This window comes from Chitinophaga sp. W2I13, assembly GCF_050434005.1.
In the GTDB taxonomy this organism is placed as follows: domain Bacteria; phylum Bacteroidota; class Bacteroidia; order Chitinophagales; family Chitinophagaceae; genus Chitinophaga.
Map to the genome: position 1 here is coordinate 555,891 of NZ_JBNPWD010000001.1, position 20,831 is coordinate 576,721.

Annotated in this window: 13 protein-coding genes; 6 read left to right on the forward strand and 7 right to left on the reverse strand. The window is 47.3% G+C overall.

Annotated features, from left to right (window positions below):
* Positions 1–38: 38 nt before the first annotated feature.
* The 5 genes from QFZ48_RS02270 to QFZ48_RS02290 are packed head-to-tail and all read right to left on the reverse strand — an operon-like array spanning position 39 to position 6,488.
* Positions 39–1,028: a DUF5007 domain-containing protein gene (locus QFZ48_RS02270; RefSeq protein WP_429060964.1), complete on the reverse strand. Its 990-nt coding sequence runs from the start codon at positions 1,026–1,028 to the stop codon at positions 39–41.
* 23 nt (positions 1,029–1,051) lie between these two features.
* The gene (locus QFZ48_RS02275) at positions 1,052–1,726 is read right to left on the reverse strand and encodes a hypothetical protein (protein WP_429046083.1); all 675 of its coding nucleotides are present in this window, start codon (positions 1,724–1,726) and stop codon (positions 1,052–1,054) included.
* A gap of 26 nt (positions 1,727–1,752) precedes the next feature.
* Positions 1,753–3,099 carry a RagB/SusD family nutrient uptake outer membrane protein gene (locus QFZ48_RS02280; RefSeq protein ID WP_429060966.1) on the reverse strand — a complete coding sequence of 449 codons (1,347 nt, stop codon included), beginning with the start codon at positions 3,097–3,099 and terminating at the stop codon, positions 1,753–1,755.
* Positions 3,062–3,313 carry a hypothetical protein gene (locus tag QFZ48_RS02285; RefSeq protein WP_429060967.1) on the reverse strand — a complete coding sequence of 84 codons (252 nt, stop codon included), beginning with the start codon at positions 3,311–3,313 and terminating at the stop codon, positions 3,062–3,064. Before QFZ48_RS02285 ends, QFZ48_RS02280 begins: the two co-directional genes overlap by 38 nt.
* Positions 3,314–3,332: 19 nt before the next feature.
* Positions 3,333–6,488 (reverse strand): SusC/RagA family TonB-linked outer membrane protein, encoded by a 3,156-nt coding sequence (locus QFZ48_RS02290; protein ID WP_429046079.1) that lies wholly within the window; start codon positions 6,486–6,488, stop codon positions 3,333–3,335.
* 660 nt (positions 6,489–7,148) lie between these two features.
* Here QFZ48_RS02290 and QFZ48_RS02295 point away from each other — a divergent pair.
* Together QFZ48_RS02295 and QFZ48_RS02300 are read left to right on the forward strand one after the other, a co-directional pair.
* The gene (locus tag QFZ48_RS02295; RefSeq protein ID WP_429060969.1) at positions 7,149–9,620 is read left to right on the forward strand and encodes a hypothetical protein; all 2,472 of its coding nucleotides are present in this window, start codon (positions 7,149–7,151) and stop codon (positions 9,618–9,620) included.
* A 16-nt stretch (positions 9,621–9,636) separates the two neighbouring features.
* The gene (locus QFZ48_RS02300) at positions 9,637–11,940 is read left to right on the forward strand and encodes a translocation/assembly module TamB domain-containing protein (protein WP_429060971.1); all 2,304 of its coding nucleotides are present in this window, start codon (positions 9,637–9,639) and stop codon (positions 11,938–11,940) included.
* A 109-nt stretch (positions 11,941–12,049) separates the two neighbouring features.
* On the opposite strand, the gene QFZ48_RS02305 is transcribed toward QFZ48_RS02300, so the two are convergent.
* Positions 12,050–13,252 carry a bifunctional 3,4-dihydroxy-2-butanone-4-phosphate synthase/GTP cyclohydrolase II gene (locus tag QFZ48_RS02305; RefSeq protein WP_370912690.1) on the reverse strand — a complete coding sequence of 401 codons (1,203 nt, stop codon included), beginning with the start codon at positions 13,250–13,252 and terminating at the stop codon, positions 12,050–12,052.
* Positions 13,253–13,680: 428 nt separating this feature from the next.
* On the opposite strand from QFZ48_RS02305, the gene QFZ48_RS02310 reads away from it, so the two are divergent.
* The 3 genes from QFZ48_RS02310 to QFZ48_RS02320 all read left to right on the forward strand — a co-directional run bounded on the left by QFZ48_RS02310 (position 13,681) and on the right by QFZ48_RS02320 (position 19,322).
* Positions 13,681–16,923, forward strand: a complete 3,243-nt coding sequence (locus QFZ48_RS02310; RefSeq protein WP_429046075.1) for a TonB-dependent receptor — start codon at positions 13,681–13,683, stop codon at positions 16,921–16,923.
* Positions 16,924–17,218: 295 nt separating this feature from the next.
* Positions 17,219–17,662 carry a TonB-dependent receptor plug domain-containing protein gene (locus tag QFZ48_RS02315; protein ID WP_429060973.1) on the forward strand — a complete coding sequence of 148 codons (444 nt, stop codon included), beginning with the start codon at positions 17,219–17,221 and terminating at the stop codon, positions 17,660–17,662.
* Between the two features lie 28 nt (positions 17,663–17,690).
* Positions 17,691–19,322, forward strand: a complete 1,632-nt coding sequence (locus tag QFZ48_RS02320) for a TonB-dependent receptor (protein WP_429060975.1) — start codon at positions 17,691–17,693, stop codon at positions 19,320–19,322.
* Here the strand turns inward: QFZ48_RS02320 and QFZ48_RS02325 are convergent.
* Positions 19,319–20,062 carry an alpha/beta hydrolase gene (locus QFZ48_RS02325; protein ID WP_429060977.1) on the reverse strand — a complete coding sequence of 248 codons (744 nt, stop codon included), beginning with the start codon at positions 20,060–20,062 and terminating at the stop codon, positions 19,319–19,321. The genes QFZ48_RS02320 and QFZ48_RS02325 overlap by 4 nt on opposite strands.
* Positions 20,063–20,119: 57 nt before the next feature.
* Here QFZ48_RS02325 and QFZ48_RS02330 point away from each other — a divergent pair, with 57 nt between their 5' ends.
* Positions 20,120–20,827 (forward strand): esterase family protein, encoded by a 708-nt coding sequence (locus QFZ48_RS02330; RefSeq protein WP_370912694.1) that lies wholly within the window; start codon positions 20,120–20,122, stop codon positions 20,825–20,827.
* Positions 20,828–20,831 lie beyond the last annotated feature (4 nt).

Consider the following 20,831-nt stretch of genomic DNA (forward strand, 5'->3'; position numbering starts at 1 on the left):
GAATACAACCTCTTTTTTATTTATGTTTTACCGCTTTCTTATGGCGTTACCTTTACCGTTTTAGGCATCCTCAGCTCCACAACATAGGTTCCCGCTTTCATCAGGCGGAAAGCAAACAGCGGGTTTACGCTGCCTATTTTGCTGGATACATTTTTATCTACCGATACAAAGGCAGAAGGAATACGATAGTACATCAGGTAGTTCCAGTTGGTACCGCCATTGGAATAGCGGCTCAATGGGAATGGTGCAATCTCAAAGTTGCAGATCATGGCGGTATCTGTATACTCAATGGGATGGAACCTGGCGTAGTTTTCAAAAATAGGACGGTCGCCACGCTTAATGATCTCTCCCTTTTTAGGATTGAAAGGCTTGCCATCTTTATCCGTTATTTTCAGGATCACGGAAGCGCCGCTTTCACTAACCCTGGTAATCGTCATTACCGGTGCGCCCATTGGCACGGTGGGAGAAGCATCATCCGGGAAGAAGTTACAGTTGGCCGTTGTTTCCGTAACCAATGGCGGATCCATAGTAGTGAGCGTTCCGATATTCTTATACACTTTGGAACCGGCCACGTTGGATACTTCCACATCATATTCGTAGGTAACATCCAGCGGTAAGCTGTCGGTGGCACCGTTAAACACAAACTGGCCACTGGTCAGGAATACATAAGGCTGCATCTTTTTCAGTTCACGCTTTTTGTTCACCAGTTCAATGGTGGTGTCTTTCGCGGGATCTACCGCTGCCGTATATACGTAAACAGGGTATTCTTTATAAAATTCATCCGCATGTTTTTTGTTATCTGCCCTCCTGATGTCGAGCAGCTTCACGGTCATGGGCTGGGTGGTACCATCTGCAAGGATGGCGCTTGTTTTCTGGAAAGCGTTACCCCGCTGCACTTTTATGGGGGTGTCCGGTACGTAGAGTCCTTCGCTCAGAAAGCCTTCCTCAATTTTTTTACATCCGGCGATCAATAGTCCCAGCAGAACAACGGATGTAAGGAATTTTATCCCTTTATATTTATACAACATACTTTTAAGTTTAGTGGTGATGACTATTTCCAATAAAACACGTGGTTGTTTTGCAGTACATGCAATACACCTGTTTTGGTAATGATACCGGTTGTTTGCAAGGTATACTGCATATCCCTGTCTTCCTCCGGATAGTCATCCGGACGGGGATCCGGATCGAGACCATTAATCACTTTTGTAAGCGCCATATACCGCACACCCCCGGAAAAAATATTGCCAAATGCGTCGGTTTTAGTAAGCTTGAAAGCGAAGTCTTCGTTCACTTTATTTTTATATACCTGCGATTCCAGTGAAAGGTCTGCACGTACAATTTTACCTGCAAAAGCATAGGCCAGCAGGGAGTCGCGCAGTTCAGGCGTTTTCAGGCTATCAATCGTATACTTAACGTTTTCATCGTTCAGCTCAATCTGCAACAGCTTGGTCCTCACCGCCAGGAATTGTTTGATAGAATAATCTGTAGGCGCAACAAAAGTAATATCGCTGTTGATGGTTTCTTTTAAACCGGCCTTGTCGATCAGCAGGATCAGCGTATCGAAATTAGGATTTGCTTTCAGGTAATCGTAGGTAGTAAGATCGGTGTGATCGTTGGTAGGACTGCCTCCCAGGAAATGATCATCTTTCTTACAGGCAGCGAACAACAGGGTGATCATTAAGATGCCCCATCCTGCTTTTGTGGTAAATATTTTTAGTTTGTTCATGTCAGTACGTTTAAAATTTCAAGATGCTATTTCACTTTACCCAGCCAGTATGTATTTTGTATAAGCACGCTGTTATTGAGGAACAACGAGCGTCCTACCGGCCATTTCCAGCCACCGGCATCAAAGCGGTCCTGCGGGAAACCTGGAGCAGCGTTCACATTACCATTCATGAGCATGCCGGTGCGAACCAGGTCGTACCAACGTTGTCCTTCTGCATATAATTCACGGGAGCGTTCCAGGAATGCTTCTTCTTTAATGTCGGCCACATCTTCTGCTAAAATAGGTTCCGCATGCGAGCGTGCCCTTACCCTGTTGATATCCTGCAAGGCGGCGCCTACATTGCCCTGGTCGGCACGGGCTTCTGCACGTAACAACAGCAGATCTGCATACCGCATCAGGATGATGTTGGCGTCTACAGCACCATCTGTAAAGTTGCCCGGATTACGGTAGTTAATGTTTTCCCGGTTAGGGCCTGCAAACTTGCAGATCATCACATCATACTGCCCAAACGCATCCAGGTTGGTGAAGTAATAATGACGGCGCACATCGGTACCGGCTTCATCATACAGTAAATTGATCAGGTCAATATTCGGCGCGTCTACCTTTCCATCTTTATTACTGATAAAAGGTGTTTTCAGGATGCTATAATAAAATCCTTTTTCTACCTGCTGTTCTCCATCCGCTACCTGCATATTGATTTCGAATATACCTTCCATTGATTTTCCGTGGAAGATCTTTGGATACATTTCGGCGGCGAGTAACTGGTATTGACCGCTTTGCTCAACCGAATCGATGGCGGCAATCGCATTGGTTACGTCGGATACTACCTGTCCTTTGTTCAGGAAGTTTCTCCACATGTATGCGTGCGCCAGTAAGCCAAATGCGGCGCCCCTGTTAGCTCTTACCGCTCTTTCAGTGCCGTTTTTGTATTCCCACGGCAACAGGCTGATAGCTTTCTTCAGATCAGCTATACAAGTATCCAGGATGATCTTCTCATTGGTTCTCGGAATATTTTCTGCTCCCACAGGATTAGGATCATACTTCGTTACCAGCGGCACATCGCCCCAAAGGCGCACCATATAGAAATAACTGAACGCGCGCAGGAAGTAAGCTTCTCCGACGAAACGGTTACGGGTACGGGTAGGCTGATCCGTAAACTGTGCATCGGGGATATTGGGAATATTATGCAACATAATATTCGCTTGTGTGATCACTTTATAGTAGGGAGACCAGTCGTGATATTTATCCAGGTAAGATCCCAGGAAATCGGCGGTATTCATCCCATCTCCACCTTTCACCAGGAACCTCACATCATACACGTCGTAGTCGTTAAATTCATACGCGGGTAAGGAGCCATATGCAAAATGCGACATGTCTCTGGTCCCAGTCCGTATTGGTAGTTAATGCCCTGCGCAATAACGCATAGCCGCCGGCCACACCCTGTTCTGCATCCCGCTGGTTTTTCCAGAAAACGGAATTATAGGGAGAATTGATCGGCTCCTGATCCAGCAGCTTCTTACAGGACACGAAAGGCGACAACAGCAGTCCTGCAGCTATTACCGTGAATATATTTTTCAGACAATTCATATCTTCTTCTTTTTAAAAATTAAAAACCAACATTTACACCGAGGGTGAACTTACGTGGTATCGGGTAGCCGCCACCGGTGTAAGTACCTTTTTCATCCACTGCTTCCGCATCCGGAACGCTTGATTTCTGGAACATCTTTACATTGTCTACCACACCATAGATCTGGAGTTTGCTCAGCTTTGCACGTTCCAGGAACTTAGGACTGAACTGGTAAGCCAGGTTCAGGTATTTGATACGCAGGTAAGAACCATTTTCTACAAAGGCTGACGAAAATGGAAGGAACTGGTAGTAATACTGCTGGCTGTAAGGAATTACTTCTGAATATTGGGCGTTATCGCCTTCTTTATGCCAGCTGTTGATCGAAGAAGGATCTATGCCCGCAATAGTAGCGTAGCTGTTGGTTAAGCCGGTGAGCCTGTCGGACATGTATTTGTTGTAGATATCACGTTTAAGGGTAAACGTCATATACACCTGCATGCTCCAGGGGCCGTAAGAAAATACGTTGGTAAAACCGCCGGTACATGCCGGGTTGGGATTACCGCTGCGCACCTTGTCATTCCAGTCCCACACGTCGTAGTCGCCGTTCTGGTCTTCCCAGATAAAGTCGCCCGCCTGCACGGTATGGTTGCCATTCCAGTAGGTGAGCTTTTCACCGGTGTAAGGGTTAAACGGAATATCTTTTTCGCTGGCATATACGCCTTTGCTCTTCATCAGGTAAAACTCGTTGATAGCGCGGCCCTTAGTGAGCACATACGTCATACCGGTATTGTTATCCGGTACCATCAGGTCACGGTTACCATTGGGTAATTTAACAATCTGGTTTTTGATGAAAGATAATATCAGGGTAGAACTCCACTGGAATTTGCTGGTGGGCGGCGTGATACGGCCCTGCACCGTGAATTCCACGCCAGTGTTGCGTACATCTACCGCGTTGGTATTTACTTTATCATACCCCGCAGTGGAAGGCAGCAGCAGGTTAAACAGCAGCTTGGAAGTACCCCTGTTAAATGCGTCGGCAGTTACATTTAATCTGCCGGCAAAGAAGCTTGCATCCACACCAATGTTGGACTGGATGGCCTGTTCCCAGGTGAGTCCGTCCTGTGCCACACCATCTGAGAAGTTAGGCGTTACGGCATTCACGCCGTTGTAGGTGCCGCCGGTAGATCCGCCGTAGGTACCCTGGTTGATGCTGTAATTATTATACTGGAGGTAATATTGTTTTGGTAAACTTCCGGTTACACCATAGCTTCCGCGGATCTTGAAATATTCCACCCACTTTTTAAGCGGGGCCATAAATGGTTCGTCGGAAATATTCCAGCCACCGGATACAGAGGGGAAGTAACCCCATCTGCTGTTACGGCCAAAACGGGAAGAAGCATCAGCACGATAGGCAAATGACAACAGGTATTTTTCTTTATAGTTATAATTCACACGGGAGAAAAAGGACAGCATACCGGAAGACTGGTAATCGGAACCTGAAACGAGGTTGCCATATGCATCCCTGTACATCAGGTAGCTGAGGTTGTAGCCCTGTACCACTTTCACGTTATCATTACTCAGCGCGCCGCTGCCAATACCGGTAAATTCATTCCTGATATTGTTGATAGTGTTACCCAGCAGCACGTTCAGATGATGATCTTTATTGATGATATCAGAAGTATAGCTCAGGGTGTTGTCGAGGTTGGCATTTTCAAAACGCGACTTACCACTTTGTGCGTAAGATAACCCGGCGGTGTTCAACTCTCCGGGACGGAAAATATCGCGGGTATTGATGCTGGACTGGATAGACCCGATGGAAGCAAAGCGCAGCTTTTTAGAGATATCGTAGTTCACGGTAAGACTGGCGGTGATATCATCATTGATATTTTTATCACGACCGGATTCCAGGTCGCCGGTAAAGTTCTTACGGTCGATATCCGAGATATTGAACAGGGAAGAAAGATACTGGCCATCTATTAACGGGATCACATTTTCTCCGGGGAACACGCCGCGACCGCGGGATCTGTCGCCGCGGCTCAAACGGAACAGGGAGGCCACATTTAGGCGGGACGACATTTTTACGCCCATGGCGGCTGAAATAGTGTACCGTTTAAAGCCGGTACCACGGATGGTTCCATCTTCATCGTAGTAGTTACCACTCACGCGGTAGTTGGTATTTTCTGAAGCGCCGGAGATAGACAGGTCGTAGTTCTGGATAATACCATTCTGGTAGAAGAGGTCCTGCCAGTCGACCGCTCCACTGAAGGCAGGATTCAGGCTATCTGTCAGCATCATGGGAATACCATTCACTTTCTGCTGATCAGTAAGATACTTCTGCAGGTAGTCCATTTTGAACCATCTTTCTTCTGCGCCGCCATATACGGTTTCAAACTTTGGTTTCTGGATCATACCGGCATAGGTGGAAAAGTTCACCTGTGGTTTGCCCTGTTTACCGCGTTTGGTTTTCACGATCACCACGCCGTTGGCGCCGCGGGAGCCATAAATGGCGGCAGCGGATGCGTCTTTCAGGATATCTATCGATTCAATGTCGTTGGGATTCAGCCCGGCGATGTAGTTGGTACCGGTGTTGTCAAATGCGGCGGCATCGTCCAGTGAAACAGGGATGTCGTCGATCACGAACAGCGGGGAGCTGAGGGTACGGGCGGCGCTGGCATCTCGGCTGATGGAGGTATTTCCCCTTACCACGAAAGAGCCTCTTACGCCTGGTTCACCGGTGAAGTTTTGTACGTTCAACCCGGCTGCGCGGCCTTGCAGGAGCTGGTCGAAACTGGGAGAAGGCAGGTTTTCGATATCCTTGCCTTTCACGCTGGAAACCGCCGCTGATACGGTTTTACGTCGTACTTCCTGGTAGCCGATAACCACCACGTCTTTCAGACTTTTAGCATCCGGCTTCAGGGAAACAGTAATCGATGTTTTCCCCGACAACACCACTGTTTGCGTTTCAAAACCTATAAATGAAATGGAAAGTTTGTTGGAATTGCCTTTCAGGGTAAGCGTAAACTGGCCGTCGGGGCTTGTGGCTGCCCCATTATTGGTACCTACTTCTTTTACAGATACGCCGGGCAATGCCGCTCCTTTATCATCTGTAACAGTACCTGAAATTTTTCGCTCCTGGGCCCATGCGTGCAGGCATAGGAATCCCATTAGCGCTAGTAGTAGCAACTTTTTGTGCATAGATTCTGGTTTATTGAATTATTCTGGAATTATCAGACTGGTTGACTGAATGCTCACTGAAATTTGTTCACTGGTGAATTAATCCTTGTTACTGTTATTGAAACGGGTGAATTACAACTGTTGCTGGTATGCTATAGTTTGGCTTGAATAATTCCGGTTGCTAAAATGTTTTGTTCACTGAAATGCTACTTTGTTCATCGATTGCTCACTTGTACTTCATTGTTCTGGAAGGAAATTTAGAAATGTTAAAGTTTTCCTAATAGGCCGGAAAGAATTAGTGACACTACCGTGACGGAGATTTTCACGCGGCAGAAAACGCTTATATCTTCTTGTAAATTATTGACAATCAGATATAAACAAGAGAGACCCATTTAAGCACCTGTCTTTTAAAGACAAAATACTATTATTAAATACGAATATAACATCACAATAAAAAGACAGGTCCGACAATTTCGTGATAAACTTATCACCAGAGGATTTTCCGGACGTATAACGGACCTGCACATACTCACTGGCACCTATATACGAAATCGTCCGTCAGCATACTTAAACCGGAAATACATCTTATTTATTTGCTAAATGGCATTGGCTGCCAACTATTAATTATTTTTGCCGGATAAACTTTGCCGCCTGAAAAAAGTACGGAAAATATTATCTGTCGTGTTACTGTGTTTGTTAGGCCTTGTCATTCTGATCGGAATACTGGTAAACATCCCCGTAGTGCAGAACTTCCTCGTGCATGAAGTGACCAGCCGCTTGTCGCAGCAGCTTAAAACGCGCGTGGAAATAGACCACGTGACTTTCCGGCTGTTCAACAGCATGCAGCTGGAAGGTGCGCTCATTGAAGATCAGCACAGAGACACGCTGTTGTATGCAGGCAAGCTGCAGGTGCGCATTACCGACTGGTTCTTTTTCCAGGACAAGCCCGTGATCAAATTCATCGGGTTGGAAAACGCCCAGGTAAACCTGTTGCGTACCCGCAAAGATTCCGTCTGGAACTATCATTTCCTCGAAGAAGCATTTGGCTCGTCCAAAACCGATACCAGTAGTCAACCCTCCGGCGGCATCTCCCTTGACCTGAAAAAAATTGATCTTAAAAACATCCGGCTCAACCAGGTGGATGCCTGGGTGGGTGAAGATATGCGGGCATCTGCCAAACGCATTTATCTCGATGCGAAGAACCTGGACCTCCAGAAACATAACATCGATATACAGGAATTGACGCTTACCAATCCAGACTTCATTATCAGCAGTTATGCCGCCTCTCCCCTGCGGCGCCGGCGGAAACCCAGTCCGGACCACCCGGTACCAGATACAGGGCAACTGCAGCAGCTGCGCTGGAATAATGCCAACTGGAAGCTGGTGGTGAAAGAACTCAATATCAAAGACGGCATCTTCGGGGTGGATAACCCCGACGACAGCACGAAAATTGAACCCGGCTATTTTGCACCCAATCATATCCGCTTCAATGACATCAATCTCTCCCTCAGCAATACCAGCCTGGTAAAAGACAGTGTGATCGGGGATCTTACCCTGAGCACCAAAGAACGCAGCGGCTTTGAGGTGAAAAAATTAACCAGCCGGTTTAAAATGTCGCCCGTGGAAATGGAATTTTCACAGCTCGACCTGGAAACCAACCGCAGTCATATCGGCGACTATTACACCATGCAATACAGCGACATCAGTGATATGAGTGATTATATCAATGATGTGTTTATGCAGGCCCGGTTTAAAAATTGCAAACTATCGTCAGACGACATCGCCTTTTTTGCACCGCCCCTTTCCTCCTGGAAAAAGGAAATTACGCTGAGCGGTAAAGCCAGGGGCCCGGTGAGCAACCTGAAAGCATCTGAAATAGATCTGACCGCAGGTAGCACCACCCGTCTTAAAGGGAGCCTGGAAATGCGCGGACTGCCGGATATCTTTGAAACATTTATCGATTTTCATACAGAAGAACTCATCACCACCGGTAATGATGTGATGCAGATCATGCCCATTGTAAAGGACATTGTGAGCACCGTGCGCATCGACAAGCTGTCTTCTATCCGCTTCCAGGGAAGCTATACCGGGTTCATCAACGACTTTGTGGCCTATGGCCAGTTCCAGACCAACCTTGGTAAGGTAAACTCCGATCTGAACTTTAAAACCAGCCGCGATGTCCCTGTTTACTCCGGGAGTTTAAAAGCTACCAACTTTGATATCGGCACCCTTTTTAATAACGCTAATCTTTCTACCATCTCCCTCGATGCCAAAGTAGACGGCGCGGGCTTCAATTTTAAAACGCTGAAAGCTACCGTGGATGCAGATATCCAGGAAATATCCCTGCTGGGATACAATTACCGGAATATCAAAACAAAGGGGGAAATGAGCCGCAAATTTTTTAATGGTGCGCTCACGGCCACTGATCCTAACCTGGACATGGACTTTGCCGGGACCATTGATTTTAATGCCGCCCTGCCGGAATTCAAATTCAATTCAGAAATCCGTAAAGCAGACCTGAAAGCGCTGCATATCACAGAAGATTCCGTTACCCTGCAGGCCAAACTGGAGCTGAACTTTGTGGGCAGCAACATCGATAACTTCGATGGTACCGCGCGGATGTACGATGTATCTGCGTTTAAGGACAACCGCCGCCTCGAATTTGATTCCCTGTATGTATCGTCGCATATGGCGGATAACCAAAAGCTGCTCGAATTTACCGGCAGTGAAATCGACGGCTTTGTAAAAGGACAGTACAGTTTCCTCCAGCTGCCGGATGCTTTTCACCTGCTGCTGTATAAATATTATCCCAGCTATTTCAGTGCCCCGCAAAATGCGGTCATCAATCAGAACTTCACCTACGCCATTAATCTCGGTGAAGTGGATAAACTGCTGAGTGGCTTTACCAACCAGTTTTCAGGGTTTGACCATGCGACCGTAACCGGCGCCCTCAATACCATGAATGGCGGCAACCTGGCGTTGAACATCCAGGTACCCGAAGCCGGCTACCTGGGATATCATGTACAGGAATTACAGATTAAGGGAGATGGTAACTTTAATAAGGTTAACATCAGTGCGAGCATCGGCAAAGTATTATCCGGTAAAAATGTGATCCTCGAAAACCCGGTGATACTGGGCCAGTTCAGGGCATGACACCTCTTTTGTAAAAGTGGACCTGGCTGCGGAAGACACTTCCTCCCTGGATGGCTTCTACGCCCGGATCATTACCGTATCGGACGGGTTGAAGATCAATTTCCTCAACAGCGCCTTCACCGTAAATGAACGGCAATGGAATGTTACCCCCGGCAATGAAATATACTGGAGCAAACATTTCCTGACGGTAAAAAACCTGCGGGTAACCCGCAACGACCAAAGCATTACCGTAGAAACCAATGAGTTTAATCCTGATGAATCCAAATTCATCGTTACCCTCAAAAATCTGAACCTGGCTGATGTAATTCCTGCCCAGCTGATTTCCACCAGGGTGGAGGGAATTACGGACGGCACTATTAATATTGCAGATCCCACGCAGAACCTGGATATCAATACAGCGCTGAGAACAAGGGAACTGCGCATCGACAATGACTCCATCGGTATTTTAAACATAGATGGCACCTATCATCACCTTACCGGTGACGCCACCTTTAACATACAATCGGATAACGAAGGAAAAGCTTTCCTGGCCCGTGGTAAAGTAGGATTAACGGCGTCCAACAATGGGATTGATGCCAGCGTGAAGCTCAACGGTACTTCTATCAGCCTGTTGAATAAATACCTCGCGGGCTATGTATCCAATCTCACCGGTGCGGTAACCGGTACTTTAAATGTAAGCGGCACCACGCGCGTGCCATCTGTAAAAGGCGCGCTCACCCTCGATACCGTGGGTGTTACCGTAGATTACCTGGGCACTCACTACCGCATTCCGAAGCTGAATGTGAACATAGATGACAACCTGATTGAATTCGGCAACTTTACGCTGGTAGATAAATACAATACCAAAGGCACTGCCAGCGGGTATATCAGTCATGACCATTTCGACAAGCTCAATTTCGACTTTGATGTCACCGGCCGCGGATTCCTGTTCCTGAATACCAGCGCTTCCGATAACGACCTGTTTTACGGAGATGTGCTGGCCGACGGAAAGGTATATTTCTCCGGTCCGCTGAATGATATGCAGATGCACATCCTGGCCCGCCCGATTAAAGGCACCCACTTCTATCTCCCTATGTCCGACAGCAAGGATATCGGGAAATACGACTACATCACGTTCAAAAGCTATGGCACCGAGATTGTTGAAAAGAAGAAGAAAAAAGACAATACGAAACTGACCGTCAAGCTGGACATTGCCGCCAACCCTGATGCGCAGATCGATGTTATCCTGGACGCCACCACCGGCGATATTATTTCCGCCAACGGTACCGGTAACCTGCAGATCACGGTGAATACAGAAGGCGACTTCACCATGTTTGGCAACTACGAAATCAATAACGGTTCCTACAACTTCAATTTCCAGCGGCTCACCAGCTGGAAGTTCGACATAGAAAAGAACAGTACCATTACCTGGAACGGCGATCCGTCGGAAGCCAGGGTAAACATTATGGCAAAATATTCCCTGCCAAAGGTAAGCTTGTATAACCTGGTAGGTCAGGGTACCAATGTGAGCACAGATAAGCTGGCCACGCGCACCGAAAAAGTGGATGTGCGGATCAATCTGCGTGGCGCCCTGCTGAAGCCGGATATTACGTACTCCATTGAATTGCCGGAAGTCGGCAGCCTGGCTTATGAAAGTGGTGTAGCCGCGCACCTGAAAGAGATTAACAATGACCAGAACAAGGCATTGTTCCAGGTGTGGGGGTTGCTGTTTTCCAACCAGTTCCTGCCGGATGACGCTACTACTACCGCCGCTGCCAACGTGGGCATTACCGGGAAAAACAGCGTGGGGCAGGCGTTATCGGCCCAGGCGCAGGCCATTCTCAACAATATTACCGGTGTGCTGCTGAAAGGAAGTGGCATCGGGGTGAATGTGAATTACCGCGCGTACAATGTGGGCGGGCCACAGGACAACTCGTCCGTAGACCGTAACCAGGTGAGCGCAGGTATTACGAGCAATTTGTTTAATAACCGTTTCCGTTTATATGCCGGTGGGGATTACGATTGGGGTAAAACGGCTACTTCCGCCAATACCAACCGTTTTGCCGGCGACTTCCGCATTGAGTACCTGCTTACGCCGGATGGCCGTTTCCGTATCAACGCCTTCAGCAAAACGGATTATGATGTATATAACCTCAACAACCGTACGAAATCCGGGGTGGGTATTTCCTATATCAGGGAATACAACCGCTTCAGCGAGTTGTTTAACGACAGGCGGCGCAGGCGCACGCCGTTGCTGGATTCCCTCCGCCGCGCGGCGATGCTGAAACAGGAACAGGAAGATTCTTCCCGGGTTAAAGCAGATACTACCAACATTGAATAAAACAACAAAGGGAGCAACCTGCTGTTAAACAGTATTACTCCCCTGTGTGGTTTACTTTGCAGGAATGGATTCATTCCTTACTATACGCGTTCTCAATGGTGACCGTCACTTATCCCCTGAGGATATCATGCCCTAATTTATCGCGTTTGGTTTTAAGATAATTCTCGTTGTGTGGGTTTGGATGAATTTCTATGGGTACATTTTCAACAACTTCCAGGCCATAACCACTTAAACCGGCGCGTTTACGCGGGTTGTTGGTAATAAGACGGAGTTTGCAGATACCGAGATGGCGGAGGATCTGTGCGCCTACGCCATAGTCGCGTTCATCCATTTTAAAGCCCAGTTCCAGGTTAGCTTCCACGGTGTCCATGCCTTCCTCCTGCAGCTTATAGGCTTTCAGTTTGTTCATGAGCCCGATACCTCTTCCTTCCTGGTTCATATATAATATAAGGCCTTTCCCTTCTTTCTCCACCATTTGCATAGCGGCGTGCAGTTGTTCGCCACAGTCGCAACGCAGTGAATGGAGGATATCCCCTGTCACGCAGGATGAGTGGACCCTTACCAGTACCGGTTCATCTTTTTTCCAGTCGCCTTTTTTCAGTGCCATGTGAATTTCACCGGAGTTGATTTGTTTAAAGGCGATGAGTTCAAAGTTGCCGTATTTGGTGGGCATCTGTACTTTCACGCCTTCTTCGATCAGCGTTTCTGTGCTGAGGAGGTAGGCGATCAGGTCTTTTATGGAAATGAGTTTAAGGTTGAATTTGGTGGCTATTTCGCGGAGTTCCGGCAGGCGGGCCATGGAGCCGTCTTCATTCATAATTTCCACCAGTACGCCGGCAGGCTCAAATCCTGCGAGTCGGGCCAGGTCGATGGTGGCCTCCGTGTGGCCGGAACGGCGTAAAACGCCGCCGCTTTTGGCTTTTAGTGGAAATATATGGCCTGGTTTACCCAAATGTTCAGGTTTGGTAGTGGGGTCAATCAGCGCCTGCACTGTTTTGGCCCTGTCGTGTGCGGAGATGCCGGTAGTGCAACCGTGCCCGAGCAAGTCTACCGAAACGGTGAAAGGGGTTTGGTGCAGGGCGGTATTATCGCGGACCATGAGGTCCAGTCCCAGTTCCTCGCAACGCTCTTCCACCAGCGGTGCGCAGATGAGCCCACGGCCGTGGGTGCTCATAAAGTTGATGATTTCAGGAGTTACATTGCGTGCTGCCGTGATAAAATCACCTTCATTTTCACGGTCCTCGTCATCTACCACGATCACCAGCTTACCGTTTTTTATATCTTCTATTGCTGCTTCTATTGTATCTAACATATATTATTCCCTCCGGGTCAGTAATGTTGAATTGCGCAAAGTTACGACATATACTTATGAAAAGTTGCCGGGGGAAGTAAGTGTGATTCTACCCGAAAAGTATTGGGAAGATGTTAATTATACAGCTGAATTTTAACATATAATAATGATTGTCAATTTGATAACGGAATTATACACCTGAAACCTTATAAGGTTCACTGTGGTGGCAGATTTCTCTCATTATTATTATCTCATATTTGAGAAATCGTAATTTTCAGGGAAATTCTTGGAAAAACTATTTATTAAGAGGGCTATAGCTAGATGTCATTCAAATTTTATTGTGCCGCTTGAGATATCCACAGTGTACTTAACAATTTGTTAATTCCGCGTTAAAATTTTCACGGGAAAATTGTTCAACTTTGCGTCTGAAACAACAACTTCTTTGCTTTATGGGGTTTAAAAAACTACTCTTTACATTTTCATTGTTGCTCACCGTGTTTGTAACCTATGCGCAGGTAACTACCAGCAGCATCACCGGTGTTGTAACCGATTCAAAAGGCCAGGGCCTGATTGGGGCCACTGTAAAAGCCACCCACACACCTACTGGAACAATTTATGGCACCACTACCCGCGGCAGTGGTGAATTTACCATCCCTAACGTTCGTGTTGGCGGACCTTACAAGGTGGAAGTTTCATTTATCAGCTATGGCACTGAAACTTACAACGACATTTTCCTTAAACTCGGAGAACCGCTGAAGTTAAATGTTACGCTTTCTGAAGGCTCTACCAGCCTGAAAGAAGTAAGCATTACAGCCAGCAGGGCGATTGCTAAAGGTAATGGCGGTACCGCACTGAACGTTTCCCGTACCCAACTCGATAACCTGCCTACGGTTAACAGAAGCGTACAGGATTTCGTAAGACTGAGCCCACAGGCATCTGTATCTACCAATGGTAAAGATGGGTCACCTATGGGTATCTCTTTTGGCGGGCAGAGCAACAAGTACAACCAATTCGCGGTTGACGGCGCTGTAACCAACGACGTATTCGGCTTATCCGCTTCCGGTACCAATGGTGGCCAGGCAGGAGCCAACCCTATCTCCATAGAAACTATTGATCAGCTACAAATTGTACTGAATCCTTACGACGTTAAACAAAGCGGTTTCACAGGTGGTGGTATCAATGCTATTACCAAAAGCGGAACAAACGATTTTCATGGTGCCGCTTACTTCTTCTACCAGGGTCAATCCCTCGTAGGTAAAGCCCCGGATTCTACCCGTGCAGACTACGGCAGTTTCACCAATAAAATATTCGGCGCATCACTCGGCGGACCGATTATCAAAAACAAATTGTTCTTCTTTGTAAACGCGGAGAGATCTGTCAGGAATAACCCGATAGATTATAACCCTGCCACCGGAGCTTCCAACGTAACCACAGATGAACTGAAAAGCATCTACGACTTTGTTTCCAATAAATATAAAGTAGACCTGGGAAGCTATACAGACCAGGAACGTGATAAACCAGCTACCACCCTCTTTGGACGTATCGACTGGAACATCAACTCCGTTCATAAACTGACTGTACGTCATAATTACCTGAATGCAAGTGATTTGATCTACAGCCGGACCAATAGCTCTGCTGCTTTTGCAAATAACTATTATAAATTCCCTTCTAAAAGTAATTCCAGTGTGATTGAGCTGAATTCCAACTTCTCTAACAGGCTGAGTAATGAACTGAGGATCGGTTATAATAATGTAAAAGACAGAAGAACTTCCCTCGGTCAACCTTTCCCAACTGTTACCATTAATGATAACGGGCGTACTATCAACCTGGGCAGTGAGTTTTCTTCTACTGCCAATGCATTGGATCAGAGTATCTGGACGATCACAGACAACCTGACCATGTATAAAGGTAAACATACCATTACAATAGGTGCGAATGCTGAAATCTATAAGATCAAAAATACCTTTATCCAGGGTGCTTTCGGTTCTTACACTTATGATTCCATCAGCGGATTTATCAATAACCTGAAACCAAGACAATACCAGATCAACTACAACACCGCTGATTCTACCCTCCGGGATGGTATTGGCTTTAAAGCAGCACAGATCGGTATTTATGCACAGGATGAGTGGAACATCAGGAAAAACTTCACCCTGACTTATGGCGTGAGAATAGACATTCCTATCTTCCCAACCACCCCTCCGGATAACGTAGCATTTTCTAAAGACCCGAACTTTGCAGGCTATTCCACTACCACCATTCCAAAATCAAGACCATTGATTGCTCCGCGTATTGGTTTTAACTGGGATGTAACTAACGATGGACTGACTACCATCCGTGGTGGTGTGGGTATTTTTACAGGACGTGTTCCGTTTGTATGGATTTCCAACCAGTACGGCAATACCGGTAACGTATATACCAACGTAAGTTTGAGCGGTTCCGGTTTACCAAATAGTTTCCGCTTCAACTACGACGGTAACAGTCCTTTCTACGGACAGTATTCTGCCGCCAACCTGTCGGCGATGGGTGCTAACGTAGGAAGCAGCCCTTCCAACATTAACCTGTCTGACAAGGATTTCAAATTCCCGCAGATGTTTAAAACCAACCTGGCTGTAGAAAGAAGACTGCCATGGGGAATGAGTGCTACTATAGAAGGTAATTTTACCAAAACGCTTAACAATGCCATCTGGGAAAACCTGAACGTTGTTCCTACCGGCGACAGCGTTTCTTTAGGTGGTGGTGTTAAAAGACCTACCTGGAAAAAGAAAACCACTAACTGGGGTAACCAGATCCTCCTGCTGAAAAATACCAGCGAAGGTTATACCTATAACATCTCCGGTGAACTGACCAAACAAACAAGCAATGGTCTGTTCCTGAAAGTGGGTTATTCTTACGGAGACTCCTACTCAGTAAATGATGGTACCTCTTCTACTGCCGGCTCCAACTGGCGTTTCGGACCAAACATCAACGGTTTGAATAACCTGGAAATGGCCCGCTCTAACTACAGCATGGGCAGCCGCGTACTGGCAGTAGCTTCCAAAACCTTTAAATATGGTAAAGAAGATAAGTTCCGTACTACCGTAACCCTGTTCTATAACGGTCAATCCGGTATTCCTTACTCATGGGTTTATTTCAACACGGTTGATCCTACTGGTGATGACCTGAACTCCAGCGGTAACAACGACCTGATCTACATTCCAAAGGCTACAGAAGTTGCTACAATGAGCTTCGACCTGATCTCTCAGAAAGATTCTAAAGGTAATGTGACCTATACCCGCACACCCGATGAACAAAGAGCCGACCTGGAACGCCTGATCAGCAACGACAGCTACCTGAGCAAACACCGTGGTGAAAATGCAAAGAAAAATGCAAGCCGCACGCCGTTCGAAAATATCTTCGACTTTAAAGTGGCACAGGTACTGCCTATTTACAAAGGTCATAAAGTGGAAATCACTTTCGACATCCTGAACGTAGGCAACCTGCTGAACCAGGATTGGGGCAGAACTTACTTTATCGCCAACAACGCTTCTACTCCACTCACCTTCAGAAAATATGATGCTACCTCAGGTGCAGCAGTTTTCCAGTATGACAGAAGAAGAGAAATCAATGGTTTTGGCGATGAAAAACCTTACTATATCAACAACTTCACTGCACGCTGGAGAGGACAACTTGGTCTTCGTTACAGCTTCTAAGAAAGCAGGGATTAATTTATAAAGAGAGGGCTGGCCGGATGGTCAGCCCTCTCTTATTTAGCCTTTTGTCTTCCAGGTGATTATTCTTTCTCCAGGAAGCTTAAAACCATCCTCAAAATTTTCCCGATTGCGTAAATCAATCGCCCGCCTTTTACCTAATTTCGCCCCCGTAATAAATTCGGGCCAATACCCAAATCTGTACATTTTAAACGGCAACACTACTGCCATACACCACATGCTACACAAAAAATTATGCCTTCTGTTACTCTCCGGCTGCGGATTTACCGCACCTTTGATGGCACAACAGCAAAATACCACCAACCATAAAAAAGATACCCTCGGTGAACCAAGAGCACTGGGCGAAATTGTAGTTTCTGCCAGCCGCAAGCCGGTAACACTGGATAATGTTCCTTCCTCGGTGACGGTGATCACCCGGAAAACACTGGAAAACGACATGACTGTTAATACAGATGTAACGGATATCCTCGCCCGGGAAGTACCCGGCCTGGCGCCCGGCACACAAACCAACAGCAACGTTGGTCAATCCCTCCGCGGCCGCGCCGTACTCATTATGATCGATGGCGTTCCGCAATCCACCCCGCTCCGTAACGGGGAAGTAGATATGCGCTCTATTGACCCATCCGTCCTGGAAAGGGTGGATGTACTGAAAGGCGCTACTGCCCATTTACGGCAATGGTGCTACCGGCGGGCTGATCAACTATATCACCGTTACGCCTAAAGAAGATAAAATTCTGTCCGGTAAAACAATGATCAATGCCACCGGTTCGCTCACCAGCATCAAAAATAGTGTGGGGGGCCGTTTAAACCAGGTATTGCAAGGGAAATATAAAAAGTTCGACTACATCGTGAGCGGTGTGGCAGAGCAAACCGGCGAATTCAAAGACGCCAAAGGCAAGCTGGTAGGCCCCAACTACAGCCTGGGCGAAACAGACAGCTACAACGCCTTTGCGAAAGTTGGCTACCAGGTAAACAGCCGTCAGCGTATACAGCTGATGTACAACTACTACCGCAGCCAGCAGAACTCCCACTATAACCTCGTGAACGGCGACATCGCCAAAGGCATCCCTGCCTCCGGTGTATTGGGTACGCCCACCGGCGTAGCCACCGGGCCGAGAGGAAATCAAACCCTCCACCTCCTGTACCAGGCTGATAGCCTGATTGGCGGGACTTCCCTCACGGCAGATGCCTATTATGAATCAAGGGATGATATCTTTTATGTATCGTTTGGCCGCTTTGAAGGCGGCGACGGACAATCGCATACCATCGACAAGAAAAAAGGATTGCGGTTGATGTTTAACTCCCCGTTGTCGAACAAATCCGCCTTTAACGGTACACTTTCCTATGGCGCTGACCTGTTGAACAATGTGACCTCGCAGCCGCTGGTAGATGGCAGGGTATGGGTTCCGGAGATGAACATGCTGAACTATGCCCCCTTTGCGGAAACACAATGGTCGCTCTGGCAGAATCTGATCCTGAAAGCGGGTGTGCGCGTGGAAAGGGTCCGGGTAAGTGTGGATGATTACACCACCCTTCAGCTCACTAACGCCAACGGCACTACGAGCGCGCCGAGTATTGCGGTAAAAGGCGGCGACCTGGATTATACAGCTACTTTATTTAACGCAGGCATCCGTTACAACAGGCTGCCGGCATTCATGCCCTACTTTAGTTTCTCACAGGGGTTCTCCGTGTCTGACATAGGTTTGGCGCTGCGCGATGCTAAAGTAAACGATATTAAAAAGATCAATACAGAAGCAGTATTGGTGAATAACTATGAACTGGGCTTTGTAAGTGAATATAAAAAGCTCCGCTTTGAACTGAGCGGGTTCATCAGCACTTCCAAGCTGGGTGCAGATATGATCTTTGATCCCAACACCGACCTGTTCAATGTAAGCAGAACACCCGAACGCATATACGGTTTTGAAGCATCGCTTCAGTACCAGGTACTGCATAACCTCGATATCAGCGCCAGCTACAGCTACCTGGAAGGGAAAGCCGATACCGCTAAAACAGGCGGCAGCTATAATGTATACCTGAACGGCAGAAGGATTGCTCCTCCAAAAGTAACCGGCAGCATCGCCTATCGCCCCCTGCCAACGCTGGAAGTAAGACTGCAGTACATGGGCGTAAATGGCCGCAACCGCTTTGAGAAAAATGCCAAAGGTGTTTACAATGGCAACGAAGGAAAGGTGTCTGCCTACAACCTGGTGAATTTCAATGCCAGCTATAAAGTAGCTCCCCGTACCCTGCTTACGCTGGGTATTGATAACCTTTTCAACGAAGACTATTTCCCCGCACGCGCTCAGTGGTTTATGCAGCCCGGGTTTTATTCCAAAGGGAAAGGCGCCTCTTTTAATGTAGGCATTGCCGTTAATTATTAATAAAAGAAAGGTAATTGTAAGAAGAGATCCATAGCAGTTTTCCAGGTGGCCATATCATGCCGGCCACCTGGAATCTCCAGGTAAAAAATATCCTTGTCCGGTTTGTAGCCCTTCTGTAATAACTCCTTTATCAGGTCCCGGGTATCATCTATACTATCAATCACCCCGTTGTTATTCCTGTCGGCCGTTTCATCAGCAGTACCACACTCAAAGAAGAACTGTTGCCCCGGATGATAGCTGCCAGCACGGATCAGTTGGTGCATAATTCGATCGGTATCATCCTGGTAGCCAGGTCCCAGCGCTTTACTACGCCACCACAATGAACCCGAAAAAACGCCGGCCAGCTGGAAGATGTCCGGGTGGCGCCATACAATATCCAATGCAGATAAGCCTCCCAGGGAGAAGCCTGCAAAGGCGCGTTTTACAATCCGCATATCCGGATACTGCTGTTGCAGGAATGGCAGCAATTCTTCTATGATAAAGCGGGTATAGCTTCCGGACAGCTGGCCCTGCCCCAGGTAATCCGGCACACCGGCGGTGCCGTAAACCGCTTTCCGGTCGGCGTCCGCATAAATGCCTGCCACCAGCACAGTGGCTGGCAGCTCCGGTAATAACCGGGAAAGTTCCTGACCATCATTTACCAGTAAAAGTATATGGGGAGATGTACCGGTGAAGCAGGTATCCAGCTGCACACTGCGCGCCAGGTACACAGAATCGATATAATGTTGACGTATTTGCACCGGAACAATTTACCAATAAACCAATAATCTTCTTTAAATTTATCTAAACACTTTCCCGTGACCGAAAACTATTTAAAATGGCATTCTCCCAACCTGGGAAAGGAATTTGAGATGTTGGTATATGGCGACAGCGGCTACCCTTTGCTCCTGTTTCCTACCTCTATGGGGCGTTATTATGAAAGCAAGGACTTCGGCCTGATTGAAGCACTCCGCTGGTTTATTGAAGAAGGAAGAATTAAAGTGTATTGTCCCGATAGTATTGATGCACTCAGCTGGTATAATAAAAATATTTCCCCGGAACAAAGAGCGTATAATCATACCTGTTACGACAAGCTACTCATGGAAGAAATATTACCCCGCATTGTTACGGAAACAGGACATCAGCGGATAGTGGTTGCCGGCTGCAGCTTCGGCGGTTATCACGCTGCCAACTTTGCCTTCCGGCATCCGGACCGGGTTTCTTATTTATTCAGCCTCAGCGGGATCTTTGATATTAAATTCCGCATGGATGGACATTACGACGACAACGTATACTATAATAATCCGGCCGATTATGTGCCGGAAAACCAGCATGAAGACCTCTGGCGCATGGGTATTGTATTGGGCGTGGCCGACAGGGATGTAACCCGGCCGCAAAACGAATTGTTGTCCGGCATATTAGCCGGCAAAAAAATAGCCCACTGGCTGGATATCCGCCCGCAAACCACCCACGACTGGCCGGTATGGCGGGAAATGCTGCCGCATTATGTTTCACTTATCAAGTAAGTAT